The 15,232-nt window shown below is 66.3% G+C and carries 10 protein-coding genes and 1 pseudogene; 4 read left to right on the top strand and 7 right to left on the bottom strand.

The features are described from left to right. The coding region (locus IH13_RS0108545; protein ID WP_063837418.1) for a KGGVGR-motif variant AAA ATPase at positions 1-1,023 on the bottom strand (1,023 nt) is incomplete at its 3' end. Next, positions 1,020-1,568 (bottom strand): hypothetical protein, encoded by a 549-nt coding sequence (locus tag IH13_RS0108540; protein ID WP_158791108.1) that lies wholly within the window; start codon positions 1,566-1,568, stop codon positions 1,020-1,022. The genes IH13_RS0108545 and IH13_RS0108540, both read right to left, overlap by 4 nt. Positions 1,569-1,718: 150 nt before the next feature. On the opposite strand from IH13_RS0108540, the gene pglX reads away from it, so the two are divergent. Then, complete coding sequence (pglX, locus tag IH13_RS0108535) at positions 1,719-5,438, top strand: BREX-2 system adenine-specific DNA-methyltransferase PglX (protein WP_031082524.1); 3,720 nt, start codon at positions 1,719-1,721, stop codon at positions 5,436-5,438. A 50-nt stretch (positions 5,439-5,488) separates the two neighbouring features. Here pglX and IH13_RS0108530 read toward each other — a convergent pair whose 3' ends face one another. From IH13_RS0108530 to IH13_RS0108510, 5 genes are all read right to left on the bottom strand, one after another. Beyond that, a complete protein-coding gene (locus IH13_RS0108530) occupies positions 5,489-5,680 on the bottom strand; it encodes a DUF397 domain-containing protein (RefSeq protein WP_031082521.1) in 192 nt (63 codons plus the stop codon). Continuing rightward, positions 5,677-6,528 carry a helix-turn-helix domain-containing protein gene (locus IH13_RS0108525; protein WP_031082519.1) on the bottom strand — a complete coding sequence of 284 codons (852 nt, stop codon included), beginning with the start codon at positions 6,526-6,528 and terminating at the stop codon, positions 5,677-5,679. Before IH13_RS0108525 ends, IH13_RS0108530 begins: the two co-directional genes overlap by 4 nt. Positions 6,529-6,785: 257 nt before the next feature. Next, positions 6,786-7,118, bottom strand: coding sequence for a hypothetical protein (locus tag IH13_RS0108520; protein WP_031082518.1), 333 nt, complete (start codon positions 7,116-7,118; stop codon positions 6,786-6,788). Continuing rightward, positions 7,111-8,493 carry a hypothetical protein gene (locus IH13_RS0108515; protein WP_031082517.1) on the bottom strand — a complete coding sequence of 461 codons (1,383 nt, stop codon included), beginning with the start codon at positions 8,491-8,493 and terminating at the stop codon, positions 7,111-7,113. The genes IH13_RS0108520 and IH13_RS0108515 overlap by 8 nt, the downstream gene beginning before the upstream one ends. Before the next feature lie 5 nt (positions 8,494-8,498). Next, on the bottom strand, positions 8,499-8,840 hold the full coding sequence (locus IH13_RS0108510; protein ID WP_051835800.1) for a hypothetical protein: 342 nt from the start codon (positions 8,838-8,840) through the stop codon (positions 8,499-8,501). A 193-nt stretch (positions 8,841-9,033) separates the two neighbouring features. Here IH13_RS0108510 and IH13_RS36995 point away from each other — a divergent pair. The 3 genes and pseudogenes from IH13_RS36995 to IH13_RS0108495 all read left to right on the top strand — a co-directional run. Continuing rightward, positions 9,034-9,460: pseudogene (locus IH13_RS36995) on the top strand (ATP-binding protein). Positions 9,461-9,663: 203 nt separating this feature from the next. Further along, positions 9,664-11,244 (top strand): hypothetical protein, encoded by a 1,581-nt coding sequence (locus tag IH13_RS0108500; protein WP_031082513.1) that lies wholly within the window; start codon positions 9,664-9,666, stop codon positions 11,242-11,244. A 159-nt stretch (positions 11,245-11,403) separates the two neighbouring features. Beyond that, the coding region (locus tag IH13_RS0108495) for a BREX-2 system ATPase PglY family protein (protein ID WP_031082512.1) at positions 11,404-15,232 on the top strand (3,829 nt) is incomplete at its 3' end.

Here is a 15,232-nt window from a genome sequence, read left to right as displayed (position 1 = left end):
CCCGGTGTTGCAACGACCGGTTGAACTCGCCCTGTACCCCTCCCAGGTGGAAGGGTTGTCCACGGCGAACAGCAGCACGAGTCCGCTGAGCCGCGTGAGTGTGACGGCCGCGATGTCGTGGATCCCGGCCCGGCTGTCGAGCAGCACCACGTCGGGCCGCCGGGACAGCTCCGCCACCTGGTCCTCGCACGCGGTGATCGCGTCTTCGAGGCGCACGGCGAACGGGCGGGGCGTGCCGCCCGGTTCGGTCGCGGGCAGGTCGCTGTAGATGCGGTTGAGCTTGCCGAGGTAGTCGTACGGCTCGTCCTCCAGCGGCAGTCCGCCGGCCGGGGCGATCCACACCTCTCCGTTGCCCTTGTGCGGCAGGAGCGAGGCCCGTGCGACCAGTTCGAGACCGTCCGCGTTGCCGACCCCGGCTTCCACCAGATGGTCCACGATCCCGTGACGTGGCCTGCCCGCCTCGTCGGAGCAGAGGTTGGAGACGCCGGGCGACTCCAGGTCCAGGTCCACGACGAGCACGCACCGGCCCCGGTCGGCCAGGTACCTGGCCAGTACGGCGGTGGCGGTGGAGCGGCCCACTCCGCCCTTGAAGCCGTAGAGCGCGACGCGGCGTTCCCGCCGGAGATCAGGCGGTTCGTCGGCGTCGGGCGTCGTGTCCCGGAGCCAGTCCATGCCGACGACGGTGCGCTCCAGCACGGCGACCCGGCCGACACCGTCTCCGCGCGGGCTGACCTCGACCAGGTCGGGCGCTTCGAAGAAGATCTCCGGCGCGAACATCGATCTGGCCGTCTGTACGGGCTCCACGCCGGTGAACGGGGCAGTGGCCGCAGCGAACTCCGCACGCCGGTCAGCCACTTCGGGTCCGTCCGTCGGCAGCGGATTCTCGGCGTCGTCGATGAGCAGCGATGCCCGGCCCAGCAGGTCTCGGGCCAGCACGACGTCTCTCCCGGTCCTTGCGGCCCGGTCGGCCTGGGAGAGCGCCGCCTGCCAGGCGGTGTCGAAACGTGCGGTCTCTGTCGTCATGCGAGGGTGCCGGTTCCTAGGGTGATCGCCTGCTGGTGAGCGGCGAGGAGGTCGCGGGCGGCCTGGAGATGCCGCGTGAGATCCGCGTCGCTGATGTTCGTGTCGTCGCAGTATCGCCCGCCGACATCCCAGTCGTGAAACGGGTTCTGTTGGATCAACTGCATGAACAGCGGCCCGGTTTCGCGCCCCCGGCGACGGCTGGCGATCGTGCTGAGCTGCCCCCAGAGCTCGGGCAGGTGCTCGTGGCTGTACTCCTTGCGGTCCTGCTTCTTCGGCTTCACGCCGTTGACGGGCCGCTGTTGCGGGATCATGAGATCCGGACTGAAGGGCCGCTGCTTCTCGTTGAGACGAGAGCCGAGGTAATCGAGGAGAATCGCCTTGATCGCACATTCTGCGGCGAGACCGGCGAGGTGGTCGGCCGAGATGCGTAACTGGTCCTTGGTGGCCAGCTGGGCCGAGCGATAGTGGTGCCCACTCGCCGTAAGGAACGCCGGAGGCTGGGAAGCGGAAGTCGGCTGAGCCGCGGGAGCCGTCACGACGATCACCTTATCGACGTGATCAGCGGAACAGTGGCCGTTTCCCCATGACAGGGGAGCTCTGGGCGGGATCCCGGAACTGGCAGGATTGAGCAGCGGACCCGTAGGCGACGCAGTGGTGACCGAGAGCTACGCAATGCATCAAGAAGGAAGCGGAACGTGACGGACGTCAAGGCTGGTGTGGACAGGGCGGCCCTGCTCAAGGACCTGAAGCGGCAGGTCGCAGCCCTGGAGGACGACCTGCGCGCCCGTACCGAATCGGTGGACGAGATCCGCCTCCGGCTGGAAGCGGAGTACCGGCAGGCCCGGGACGCCCGGCGCACCGCCGCCCCGTACGGGGCCTGGCGCGACGAGCGGGTCACGCAGTCGGCCGCCGCCTGGGTGCTGGCCTGCGTCTTCGTCCGCTTCTGCGAGGACAACGGGCTGATCGACGAGCCCTACATCGCCGGCCCGGGGGAACGGCTGGCGGAGGCCGAGGCCCGGCACGAGGCGTTCTTCCGCGACAACCCGACGAAGAACAACCGCGACTGGCTCTTCGAGGCCTTCAATGCCCTGGCCGCAGCCAACGACACGGCGGCCGGCCTCTTCGACGAGGCACACAACCCGCTGTGGGACATCACGCCCGGCTACGAGACAGCGGCGGAGCTGCTGTCGTTCTGGCGGCGGTGGGGCGCGGAGGGGGAGATCCGCTACGACTTCACCGACCCCGAGTGGGACACCCGCTTCCTGGGTGACCTGTACCAGGACCTGAGCGAGCACGCGCGCAAGACGTACGCCCTGCTCCAGACACCGGAGTTCGTGGAGGAGTTCATCCTCGACCTGACGCTGGAGCCGGCCGTCTCGACGGACGCGTTCGGGCACGACCCGGTGTGGGAGGGCCCGGACGGCGAGGAGCGGCGGGGCCTGCGCACGATCGACCCGGCGTGCGGATCGGGGCACTTCCTGCTGGGCATCTTCCACCGGCTGATGGACAAGTGGCGCGTGGCCGAGCCCGGTACGGACGTGTGGACGCTGGTACGCCGGTCACTGGAGTCGGTCCACGGCTGTGACAAGAACCCGTACGCGGTGAGCATCGCCCGCTTCCGGCTGCTGGTCGCGGCGATGCGGGCAGCGGGCGCGGAGAGGCTGAAGGACGCGCCGCCGTTCCCGATCAACGTGGCGGTGGGGGACTCGCTCCTGCACGGGCGGGACGCGGCGGGCATCCAGACGGACCTGGACACGCTGTTCGCCGAGGCGCAGGTGGGGCGCGAGGACGGAGCGGCGTTCGCCTACTCGACGGAGGACGTGTGGGAGTACGCGAAGCGGGTGGACCTGCTGGGGCGGGGGTCGTACCACGTGGTGGTGGGGAACCCGCCGTACATCACGGTGAAGGATAAGCAGGAGAAGGAGAACTATAGGCAGGGCTACGACGCATGCTCAGGCCAGTACGCGCTGTCGGTCCCGTTCGCTCAACGCCTTTTCGAGCTAGCTATCAAAGGCGCGGGAGGATTTTCTGGCGGTGGGGGGTTCGTGGGGCAAATTACAGCAAACTCATTTATGAAGCGTGAGTTCGGAAAGAAGCTAATTCAAAAGTTCTTCTGGGAATATGCTGAGTTGTCCCACGTTATCGACACGTCGGGCGCTCACATCCCCGGACACGGGACGCCCACGGTTATCCTTATTGGACGCAATCGGGTTCCTAGTGAGAGGAATGCGGTACGTGCCGTTCTGGGGGTCCGGGGCGAGCCAGATTTGCCGGAGGATCCCGCTCTAGGGCGGGTTTGGCGATCGATCGTCAATTTGGTCGCCAGCTCAGGTGCCTCATCTGAATGGGTCACGGTAGAGGACTTGAATCGTGCGCGGCTAGCTGACTTCCCCTGGTCGCTGAGTGGCGGTGGCGCAGGTCAGCTTATGCAGTCCTTGGTGACTCCCAATCCCCGTCGACTAGGTGGGGAGGTGGACAGTATCGGGTTCTCGGCGGTTACGCGGGAGGACGACGCATACCTGGTTGGTTTGGGATTTGGTCGTCGCAAGGGAATTCTTGAAGAGCACATCCGCTCAGTCCTCGGTGGTTCGGATGTTCGGGAGTGGAGCCTCGGCGCGGGGACGGAAGCGATTTTTCCGTACTCGAGCTCTTTGCCGGCGGCAGAGATCGACCATGCCGCTGAAAAAGTGTTGTGGCCGAATCGAACCCTACTCAAGCTGCGTAGAGCTCTTTCTGGTACGCAGGAAGAGCAGGGTCTGAAATGGTTCGAATACTCGAGTTTCTCTCCTCGGCGTAACTATGCCAAGTGGCTCATCTCCTTTTCATTCGTTGCCACCCATAATCACTTCACCCTGAGGCGGGGCAAGCAGGTATTTATCCGTACTGCACCGGTCATTAAGCTCCCAGAGGCGGCAAGCGAGGATAGGCACCTGGAGTTGCTGGGGGTGCTAAACTCTTCAACTTCCTGCTTCTGGTTGAAGCAGGTCAGTCAGGATAAAGGGAATCGAGGGGGTGAGCGGTCGACGGGTAGATATGCATGGGAAAGTTTCTATGAATTTACGGGAACCAAATTGCTGGAATTTCCTCTCCCTGTGGAGATGCCGCTTTCCCTTAGTCGGGAGTTGGACTTTACAGCGGCTCAGTTGACTTCGTGGGAACCCTCTGTAATTAGTGCGAAGAATGTTCCAACGCGGAGCCTTCTTGATGATGCGCATGGCCGCTACAGGCGTGCTAGGGAGCGGATGATTGCCCTACAAGAGGAACTGGACTGGCAGGTATACGGGCTGTACGGTTTGTTGAGTGCATCTGAGGTTGCACGGACCACTGTTCCCACCGAGAAAATTGCTGCCTGCCCTGGTGTTAACCTCGGCGAACGCGCATTTGAATTCGTTATCGGTTCGAGGGTCGATGAGGACGAAGCCATTGACCAGTGGTTCCGCCGTCACGGTTCCGAGCCAATCAGTGACTTCCCGGCGGCATGGCCTAGTTGGTATCGAGATGTCGTTCAGGCCCGCATCGACATCATCAACAGTCGCAGGGATATCGCACTCATCGAGGATCCTGTGTGTAAGCGCCGCTGGGCCACCGAGTCGTGGAAGAAGCAAGAGCGAATCGCGCTACGAAACTGGTTGCTAGACCGTTGCGAAGCGTCGGACGTGTGGTACGAAGTCCGGGAGGGGTTGAAACGGCCGCGTCCGATGACTATCAACCACATCGCTGATCGGCTCGGTGTCGACGAGGACTTCACCTCCGTAGCAGCGCTCTACGCTTCCGAGTACCTGGACAGTCCTGACTTGCCTCTCGCTCAGGTCTTGACTGAAGTGATCGCAGACGAGCACGTGCCTTACCTCGCGACCATGCGCTACAAGGACTCCGGCCTGCGTAAGCGCACGCAGTGGGAAGACGTTTGGGAACAGCAGCGCGAGGAGGACCGTACCGGGCAGCGGCTCGACATCGCTGTGCCGCCCAAGTACACGACAGCCGACTTCCTGCGCGCTTCCTACTGGTCGAACCGCGGCAAGCTTGACGTGCCCAAGGAGCGGTTCATCTCGTACCCCGAAGCCGGACCAGACAGTGACTCGACGCTGATGCTCGGGTGGGCCGGCTGGGACCACAAGGATCAGGCACAGGCGCTCTTCGAGCTGCTGGCAGCCCGTACAACCCGCGACGGCTGGAGCTCCGAGCGGATCGTTCCGCTGCTCGCCGGCCTGCATGAGGTCATGCCGTGGGTCAAGCAGTGGCACGGCGAGTATGACGACGAGTGGGGCGATGTCCCGGCCGATGAGCTGGAGGCGGAGTACGAGAACCAGCTTCGCAAGCACCAGGTAGGTGTGGATGAGCTGAAGGCATGGCGCCCGGTGAAGAAGACACGGGGTCGTAAGCCCGCCAAGCAGGCCGTGCCGGAGCAGGAGTAGCTACAACGTGACGGTGGGGCAGCTCTCGGAGGCTGCCCCACCGCCCTGCCTCAGATCGGCGATGCGGCCGCAAGCACGGTGAACGCGGACCAAGCGCTGGGCGATACGGCCAGGGGGCGCCTCTGCGTATCTTTCGAGTCCCGGACGAGCACAGCCTCGGCGAGCGCGGCGACCTCAACGCAGTTGCCGCCACCGCCACCGCTGTAGCTGCTCTTGAACCAAGCAAGTTCGGTGGTGCTCATAGCGCTCCTCGCATCTGCTCCAGCAGACTCGTGGTGGCTTGATGGCTCAGAGCCTGCGAGCGCATCTTGCCATAGCGCTGAAGCATCGCGCTTGCCGCTTTTGGGTCGGTGATCAGCATGCTGCTGTCGTGGGCTTCGACGTATCCCACCCACCGGTTCTCCGTTGTCTCGGCTAGGGAGAGCGGGCCTTCGAAGCCTGAGTGGTCCTCCTGGATCAGCGGCATGGCCTGGATTTCCACGTTCCGCAGGCGGCCTGCTCCGAGTAGGTGGTCGATGAGTGTCCGTGTGACCTCGACGCCCGCCATGCGGCGTTCCAGCAGAGCCTGTTCGATGATGAAACTGAAGGTTGTGTTCGGCCGCTCCGCGAGGAGACGTTGACGCTCCAGTCGGGCGGTGACCTGATGCTCGAATTGCTCCTCGGCAAGGGGCGGCAGGCGTCGGTCGAAGAGCGCGCGAATGTACGACTCAGGCTGCAACAGCCCAGGAATCACGCTGGACTCGTACGAGAAGAGCGAGACTGCGTCCTCCTCGATGGCAGCCCACTGCAAGAACCACGACGCCAGCCCCACCTTCCGCGTAAGGCTCCGCGCCGCCGCCGTCAGCACCCGCGCAGCTGCCGCCCCCAGCACCTCCTCCGAGCGGTCCAGCAAGTCCCTGGGCGGGAACCGCTTCCCCTGCTCGATCTTGGCGATGTACGCCGCCGAGTACTGCACCAGCGGCGCGAACTGTTCCTGCGTGAGCCGGGCTTCGTCCCGTAGCGCCTTCAGCACCGCCCCGAACGTCTTGAGGCTGTCCGACAGCTCCGGTTCATTGTTGGTCGCGCCCCCGGCCCCGTTGTCCGCCCGCATAGCCACCGCCCGCCTTTCCGTGCCCGTGCCCGCTCAGTGCTGGACCCGAGCGCGCTGCCGGGTACAACGCTGACGCTCCCTATGGTCACGGGCAGTGACCCACCCAGTCCACGGGGTCAACCAGTACAACGGATTCTGTATCAGCGCGGACCCTGTGGACCTGCGGTTACGTCGCAGTCACCCCACCCGGTGAGGATGCACCTCCGCACATCCCCGCCACCGAATGCTCGTTCGCTCGCTTAGCCCCGTCATGGCCGTCACGGAACCGGCGCGAACACCATCCGTCCGATCGCCGCCAGGATCAGCACGGCCGGGATGACGAACCACCAGCGCCGCAGACGCACCAGCGCGACGAAGGCCCCCGTGACCGCGGCGGCCAGCAGCTCCGTCACCAGGGCGAAGAGAGCCATCGCCCGTGCGGTGTCCGTGACCGTCCTGTCCCACGGGCCCTCGGACTCGACGAGCAGGGCGTTCAGCAGGAAGAACCCGCCGATGGCGTGCAGCACCAGCAGGAACGCGGCACACAGAGCTGTTGCGACCGCCTTCCCCGGCGGCCTTCGCGTCCGTTCCTTCGTGTCCTGCTCAGTCATCCAGTGCCTGCCTTGCCTGGTCCAGGTTGTAACCGAAGCCACGACCGTAGGCCTGTGCGTCGTCGGTCTGCCAACCCGGGCCACCGTTGTACCGGGCGGCCAGCTCCTGATAGTGCGCGGGAGTCATCTGGTCGGCAGGCACGCCGGCGAAGGAGCTCTCCGCTTTCAGCTGGGCGAGGTATTCCGAGGCGATGTACACATTGGTCGCAGGGTCCTGGGTGGCCTTCTCCACCTCGTCGCGCTGGGCCTGCGTCATGTTCTCCGGGTCGTACCCGAGCACTTCCGCCGACCTGCGAATCTGGATGGCGATGGGGCCCATGGAGGTCTGGTCGGCTTCACCGGTGAGGCCGACCTTGTCCGCCACCCACTGGAACTCCGGCCACACCTCGTGTTGGTTCTGCCGGTAGTTGTCGCTCACGTCGTCGACCCACTTCGGATCGCCCTGCACCTCCTGCCAGGCGATTCCGGCGACCATGTCCGCCGGCAGGCCCGTATAGGCGGCAGCGTCCTTGATGTGTTCGCGATTGGCCCGTATCCACTCCCGACGCTCCGCATCGGAGTTGGAGGGCAGCCACTGGTTCTGGTCCATGGCGGTCGGCAGACCGTCGAGCCGCGTCCGGATGTCCTGCAATTTCGGTGAGACCCGGTCGCTGCCGACGTTCGCGGGTATCCCGTCGACCCTGGGGCCAGCTCCCGCCAACGCGACGTTGGGATCGCGCTGCGCCTCGGTGACCTCATTGCGGAACGCCGGCATGCCCGCGAGCAGGACTGACGGATCGGGGAGATCACCGCGGAAGTCGGGAAGGGAACGGCGGGCTTTGTTCAGCTCCGCCACGCACGTCGACCGCGCCTCGCGTTCGATACGCTGGGCGTCACCGAAAGCGTTCTCGGCCGCGTTGTAGTGGCGCTCCGCCTCCTCCCGGATCTCGTCGACGTCCACAGTGATCTCGGCCAGCCAGTCGAGGACGCTGGTTCTCTTGCGCAGGTCCTCCCACTGCCGCATCGGTTCCGCTCGCTGTGCCGTCTCCGTGACGGGTTCGGCCACCCGCGACATGACCTGGGACAGACTGGCCTCGCTCGACCGTCCGCTTTCGAAGCGCGTCTTCGCCCGGCCGACGGCTTCCGCGTAGTCGACGAGAGCGGCCCATGATTTACGGAAGGCAGCCGAGAGGGCGGTGGCCAGGCTCTCCGCCTCACGCAGCCGCTTCTCGTACAGGTCGTTGGCCTCGCTCACCCACTCGGTACGTGAGGCCTTGAGGAACGCACCGTCGGTCGACTCCAGCAACTGGTGGAGCCGACGGTATTCCTGCGCGTTCCGCTCTATCAGGGCCGGATTGCACAGTTCGAGGAACTCGACGTCGATGCGATAGGTCACCGCGATCACCTGTCCTCGGACGGCACGAAGCGTCCCGACGCGAGAAGTCTGCGAAACTGTTCGTCCGTCGCGTGATCGGCTTCGGCGTAGTTGCCTCCGGCGGTCCTGAGCTTCGTGGACAGAGCTGCCAGAAGCGACACGGTGTCGAGGTACTGGTCCTTGCTGAATCGCGCGAAGGAGTCGAGCGCCTCGGAGACCTCGTGGTGTGTGCGAGGAACGCGGGCTGCCACGGTCATCTCGCCGTCAGGGCGACCTTCATAGAGGAGTCCTGCGAGTTCCACCAGCAAGTGGGAGTTGCCGTTGATGGATGCGCCACTGACCGTGTAGCCGTCACGGTGCCCTGTCATGTTTCGTCCCCCGATTCGATCATGGTCACACGATCATAGAGGCGTGTGTTCTTCCCTCGCGCGGATGTGCCGAGTGTGGTTGAGAGTTGGCCCACCGAGGCGGATGGGGCGGCCGAACCCGGTCAGCGATACAACAGCGTCTGTATCGGCGCAGGACCTGTCGAGCGGAAGGGCGGTATCGGAACCTGCTCGCATGCCGACCACCCCCGTGAGTAATTCCCCCGCCGACGTCTTCGCCCAGCAGTTTTCCGCCACCCGGCGTGGAGCCCGCCTGGCCCGGCTGCTCGCCGGCCATCAAATGGCCGTGTGGGGACATCCGCACGGCACCTGTGTGCACGACACCGTGACCCTGGTCGTCGGCCAACGCCGTGCTGCACGGCTTGGTGCCCGGACGTGACTTCGGTCTTGCGCTGTGGCGCGAGGACGATCGAGGACTGATCCGGATCGAGGTGTCCGACACACACCCGGCCCGGCCGGTGCGTCTCACACCCGCTCCCGACGAGGACCGCGGCCGCGGCCTGGTCCTCGTCGGCGCGCTCGCCGTCCGCTGGGGTGTCCGCGCACGTGTCGGGCCGGGCAAGACCGTATGGGCCGAGTGCCTGGCGGCCGCCGATGCCTGAAACAGGCGCTCTCGACCGTGGCTGAGCTCTGGCGTTCCTGTCCCCTCGCCGCAACTGCAGTGCGCCCACCTTGCTCGATGCTCGTCGAGACACTGCGCCGGGACGAACTGCCGCAGTACGGTGTTCCATTCGGACGATGCTCTGACCGCGTTCCGGGGGAGCGGGGTTGCCACCCAGGGCATCGGGGGTGAGGAGAGCCACTTATGCAGGCACTGTATGCCGTCAGTTTCGAGGTCCAGTCCACGCGTGACCCGGCGCAGACCTACGGCCGCCTCCGAGACCACCTCGTCCGTTGGCTCGGCTTCAGCGGGGGTGCCCAAGCGCCTACAAAGGCGGATCTGGAGCAGGATGGCAGGGCCGTGCTTCCGGAAAAGCCTCCAGGTCACGGCGTCCGTACTCTTGTCTGGACCGTTGCAGGCGACGGGCGCACCCAGGCTCTGCGCGTGACCATCCACCAACCGCTGCCCGACGGGGAAGCGCACTTCGTCACCCGCGTGACCGTCTCCGCCTCGGACGGCGGTAGCGGCGGACTTCGCGTTGTGATGGGCAGGGAGATCCCCAACGGCTGGATCGCGCCCGTACAGGATCCGACGCTCAGGCGCCCCCATCTTGTCCGGGCAGCGCTGGCCGATGGTGAACTCGACATGCGGGTACTCGGCCAGCGAGCGACCGGACGGTACGAGAGGATCCGGGACGGGGACCACGCAGCGATACTCACCGAGTCGCTCGCGACCAGCACACGTCTGCCTATCCTTCTGGTTCACCCCAGAGACGACGCGGGCTGGGCCACGGCAGCCCGTGCCTCGGAGCAGTTGGCAGGACTTGCCCAGGTGGTCACCTTGAACTACCTGACCGCACAGGCCATCCAGCGTGTGTACACGCACGTGGCTGTTCCCAACGGAGGTGCCCGGCTGGTCTGGCCCAATCTCTCGCTCGGGCATCCCGCCTATGCCCGGGCGGAGGTGTGCGAGCAGTCCTTTGTCGATACGACGCTCATGCCGTCGCTTGCCCAGCTCTCCGTGATCGCTCGGGGCGGTGACACGGCCTGGGAGACGGCGCGGCAAGCCTCGCAGCGGTCCGCGGCGCGCAGGGCGGCGGAACAGCTGGATCGTGCTCAGGCCTCTGGGAACAAGACCGCTGAGCTCGACGTACTCAGGAATCGCGTACAGCAGCTCGACGAGGACGCCAGGTTCTGGGAGAACGCGGCTCAGGGCTACATGGACGAACGTGACAAGGCTCAGACCGAGGCCGCTGCCGCCGGGAATCTGCGGCAGGAGCGGGATACGTGGAAGGAGCTGTACCTGGAACTGTCAGCGGGCGGAGGCACGGAGGCGGTCACCGATCCCTGGAGCCGGATTCCAACCCTGTCGGGCGACGCGGTGCCGACCTTCGACGAGCTGACCCGTGTGTCGGAAGAGCGGATCGTTTTCACACCGAACGCGGTACGCAGCTGGAAGGCATCTCGATACCCGCATCAGCAGGAGATGACCGACCAGCTGATCACCTTGGCGCAGGCCGCGATCGATCTGTACAGCGATCCGGGGAAGAAGCCGAGAATGAGTGAGTGGTTCTACGACCGCCACGGGCTGAGGTTCGCCGGCAGCGATGAGAAGCTCAGCAAGAACAAGGCGGTGCGCTACTTCGACTTCGACGGCAGGCGGGACGGGCTGCCTCACATCAAGGTCCGGGACGCGGTGTCGCCGAACGAGGTCGGGCGTATCCACTTTGCTTTCGACCCGGACGCGAAGCGGTTGATCATCAACCACGTGGGGCTGCATCTGTAGCGCCGCTGCCCGGCTCTCACCGCCTGCCCGTGCCCAGCCGGATGTCCTGGTTCTTCCGGGATGCCAGGAGCCCGCTACCGCTGTCGGTGTCACCTGGCAGGATTGGGGAGCGCGGATCGTCGCGCGAGCCGTGCAGCCGAGAGAGGGACCGAACGCCTGATGCCCACGAGCGAGCTCTTCCTGAAAGATGTCATCGACATCAAGGAGGACGTCCATGCCGGCGACTTCAAGATCGAGCTCTCCCAGGGATTCAGCGAGACCGACGCACGGGTCGCCGAGTACGTGGTCACCGAGCAGCTCCAGGAAGCGTTCCGCCATGCGCTGAGCATCGTGTCGGCCGCCGTCAGATCCGGCAATTCGCACGCCGCGTATCTGCACGGCTCCTTCGGCTCCGGCAAGAGCCACTTCCTGTCCGTGCTGCACGCCGTGCTCAACAGCCACCAGGCCGTGCGCACCAAGCCGCGCCTCATGGAAGTCGTCGCGCAGCACGACGACTGGCTGCGCCGCAGCCGCTTCCTGATGGTGCCCTACCACCTCGTCGGCTCCGCCGACCTCGACTCGGCGCTGCTGGGCGGCTATGTGCACACGGTGCGCGAGCTGCACCCCGACCAGCCGCTGCCCGCCGTCTACCGGGCGGACGCGCTGCTCGCCGACGCGCGCAACCAGCGCGACTTCCTCGGTGACGACGACAAGTTCCTTGAGTGGCTCGGCAAGGGAGCCGCCGCCCTCGCGCCGAGCGGAGCCTCGCCCGCTGAGGCCGACCCCGACGACATGCCGATGCTCGACACAGAGGGCACGGCCGCGCTCCCCTCCGGTGCCTGGACCGGCGCGGACTTCGACCGGGCGTTCTCGGCGAACTCGCCGGAGGACCCGTATCGGGAGAAGCTGGTCTCCGCCCTGCTCAGCGGGCCCATGGCCTCCTACGCGCAGGGGGTGCGCGGCGAGGCCAGTGCCTTCGTGCCGTTGGAGAACGGGCTGAAGGTCATCTCGCGGCACGCCCAGTCCCTCGGCTACACCGGAGTCGTCCTCTTCCTCGACGAACTGGTCCTGTGGCTGCAGGCGAAAATGGGCAATCAGGACTTTGTCCGCGATCAGGTGCAGCGGCTGGTCAAGCTGATCGAATCCGCGGACAGCGGCAGGCCCGTGCCGATCGTCTCGTTCATCTCCCGGCAGCGCGACCTGTCCCAGCTCATCGGCTCCGACGTCGCCGGCGCCGACGTGACCAACCTCGAGCAGCAGATCGAGTACCTCGCCGAGCGGTTCGACGTAGTCGACCTCGAGGACAGCAACCTCATCGAGATCATCAAGCACCGGGTGCTCTCGCCCAAGCCGGGCATGGAATCCGTGCGCGACGACGCCTTCAAGCTCGTCGAGTCCTCCAACGACGAGGTGCGCCAAGTGCTCCTCGATGCCCAGGGGCGTACCGAGGCGTCGTGGAACGACTTCCGCGAGCTGTATCCGCTCTCGCCCGCGCTGCTCAACGTGCTCGTCGACCTGTCGGGCGCACTGCAGCGGGAGCGGACGGGCCTGAAGCTGGTCCAGGAGCTGCTGCGCCGTCGCCGTGAGGACCTGAGGCTGGGCGAGCTGATCCCGCTCGGTGATCTGTGGGACGTCATCGTGGACCGCTCCGGTGCGGCGTTCACGCCCCGGCTGCGTAAGGAGTCGGAGATCGCCGACCGCTTCCACGGGCGGGTCCGCGACGAGCTGCTGCGCAAGTACGAGAAGCCCGAGGACAAGCGGTTCCAGGCCGACGAGCGGCTGGTCAAGACGCTGCTGCTGGCCTCGCTCGCGCCCAACGTCCCAGCTCTGTCCCGGCTCAACGGCACCCGGCTCGCCGCGCTGAACCACGGATCGATCAGGACCCGGGTCGGTGATGCCGGTTCCGTCGCGGCCAAGCGGCTGCGGGAGCTGCAGGTCTCCTTCGACAGCGAGCTGCGCAGCGAGGGCGAGCGCACGGACCCGGTCTTCCACCTCCATCTCTCCGACGTCGATGTCGAACCGCTCCTGGAAGAGGTCCAAGGTGTCGCCGACCAGCTCGGCTACCGACGCCAGTGGATCAAGGACCAGCTCTGGCGTGAGCTGGGTATCCAGGACACCCAGCCGTTCGTCTGCGAACGGGAGGTCGTCTGGCGCGGTACGAGGCGCACCGTCGAATTCGTCTTCGGCAATGTGCGGGACACGCATCTGCCCGACGACGAATTCGCGCCGCAGCAGCCCGCCAACCTTCGTATCGTCTTCGACTACCCCTTCGACGAGGGCGATCACGGTCCGGTGGAGGATCTCCAGCGCGTCGACAAGCTGCGGCGGGCGGGCAGGAGCGAGCCCACCCTGGTGTGGCTGCCCGACTTCTTCTCCGACCAGACGTCACGGCAGCTCGGCAAGTTGCTGAAGATCACCTACCTGCTGGAGCGGGACCGGCTCGACGAGCACACGGCCACCCGCCCCGTCGAAGAGCGCGCACAGATCCGTAACCAGCTCAAGGTCTCCCGGGACAACATCAGCGGCCACCTCACCGAAGTGCTCCTCCAGCTGTACGGGATCAACCGCGCCGAGCCGGACACCGTCGGGGCGAGGGTGCCCGACGGGCAGCATCTGGTGTCCCTGCAGCCGGGCTTCACCCGGACCCGGCCCGAACCCGCCGTCGGCTTCGAGCAGAACCTGCTCCTGCTCGCTGACGGCATGTTCGCCGCCCGCTACCCCAAGCACCCGGACTTCGACCCGCGGCTGACCCGCAAGGCCATCACGCCGGGCGAGCTCAAGACCACGATGGAGTGGATCACCAGGGCTATGGAGGACGGCTCGCGGCGGGTCGTCGTCGAAAGTCGCCACCTTCCCGTCGTCCGGAAGATCGTGCACGCGCTGGGCCTGGGCGAGGTTCACGACGGCCCCCTCAACGTGAGCAACGACTGGCGGCTGCGCATCAACAAGAAGGCTGCGGAGACACCCGACACGGACGGGGACCTGGCCGTCGAGATCATCCGTGACTGGATCACCCAGCTCGGTTACGAGGGCCTCGACCGCACCGTCGGCAACCTGATCATCGCGACCTACGCCCTGCTCGACGACCGCACCTGGATCTACCAGACCCAGGTGGTGCCGAAGGCTCCCGACCTGGACCGGATCGTCCCCGGTTACGGCCTGCGTGCCGTTGCGCTCCCCGACGAGGACGTCTTCGCCACCGCCCTGCGGCGTGCGGGAGCCGTCTTCGGGCAGAGCGTCTCACCCGTGCTCTTCGCCAGGAACGTCTCGCGACTCGCCGCGCAGGTGCGTGCCGTCGCCGACGAACACCGCAGCGCGGTGGGGGAGACCCGGTCGCTCCTTCAGACCTACGCCGTCCAGTTGGGCCTCGACGGGCCTGCCGGAGCGGAATCCTCGCGCCTGCAGTCCACCAAGGCCGCCTCAGACCTGATCGCGAGGCTGCTGCGCACCACTGATGCGACCCTTTTCACCGTCGAACTGGCACAAGCTGCTTATGAAGTGACGGACAGTGAGATCGGTGCGGCCCTCAAGGGGGCACCCGACGTGCTGGAAGTGATGCGGGACACCGACTGGTCGCTCCTCGACACGGTCCGCGATCTCGCGGGCAGGGACGACAGCGTCGGGGATCGCGCGCAGGGGCTGCTCGACGCCGTGCAGCGGGCGGCGAACGCCCATGAGAAGGACGACTCACTCGTCCCGGTGCTGGCGACACTGCCGGACACCGTCATGGCCCTCATGCGCGAGGCCACTCGGCTCGCCCAGGCGGCCAGGCCCGTCGAGCCCTCCACCCCTCCGGGCGTTCCTGCCGGCCCGACCGCCGAGGACGTGCGGCTCACCGAGCACGGCGTGCCCCCGATGCCCACCACGGCCGGCGCCACGGGCCCGGTCCAGGCACCTGCCCCCGAAGCCGTGCAGGATCCGCGCCTGCTGTTTTCGGCCCCGTCGGTGCCCCAGGCGGAGGCGCCCGGCACGGCAGCCGCCTACGTGGTCGAGCCGACCCGTCTGGAGG

The sequence above is a fragment of the Streptomyces sp. NRRL WC-3549 genome (assembly GCF_000721935.1).
Lineage (GTDB): Bacteria > Actinomycetota > Actinomycetes > Streptomycetales > Streptomycetaceae > Streptomyces.
The sequence above is the reverse complement of the archived record's forward strand: the minus strand, read 5'-3'. Positions and strand labels throughout refer to the sequence as shown.

What these genes read in the sequence shown, in the direction of transcription:
- IH13_RS0108530 (WP_031082521.1), bottom strand. Translation starts at nt 5,680, where the DNA reads ATGAGCACCACCGAACTTGCTTGGTTCAAGAGCAGCTACAGCGGTGGC.
- IH13_RS0108525 (WP_031082519.1), bottom strand. Translation starts at nt 6,528, where the DNA reads ATGCGGGCGGACAACGGGGCCGGGGGCGCGACCAACAATGAACCGGAG.
- IH13_RS0108520 (WP_031082518.1), bottom strand. Translation starts at nt 7,118, where the DNA reads ATGACTGAGCAGGACACGAAGGAACGGACGCGAAGGCCGCCGGGGAAG.
- IH13_RS0108510 (WP_051835800.1), bottom strand. Translation starts at nt 8,840, where the DNA reads ATGACAGGGCACCGTGACGGCTACACGGTCAGTGGCGCATCCATCAAC.
- IH13_RS0108500 (WP_031082513.1), top strand. Translation starts at nt 9,664, where the DNA reads ATGCAGGCACTGTATGCCGTCAGTTTCGAGGTCCAGTCCACGCGTGAC.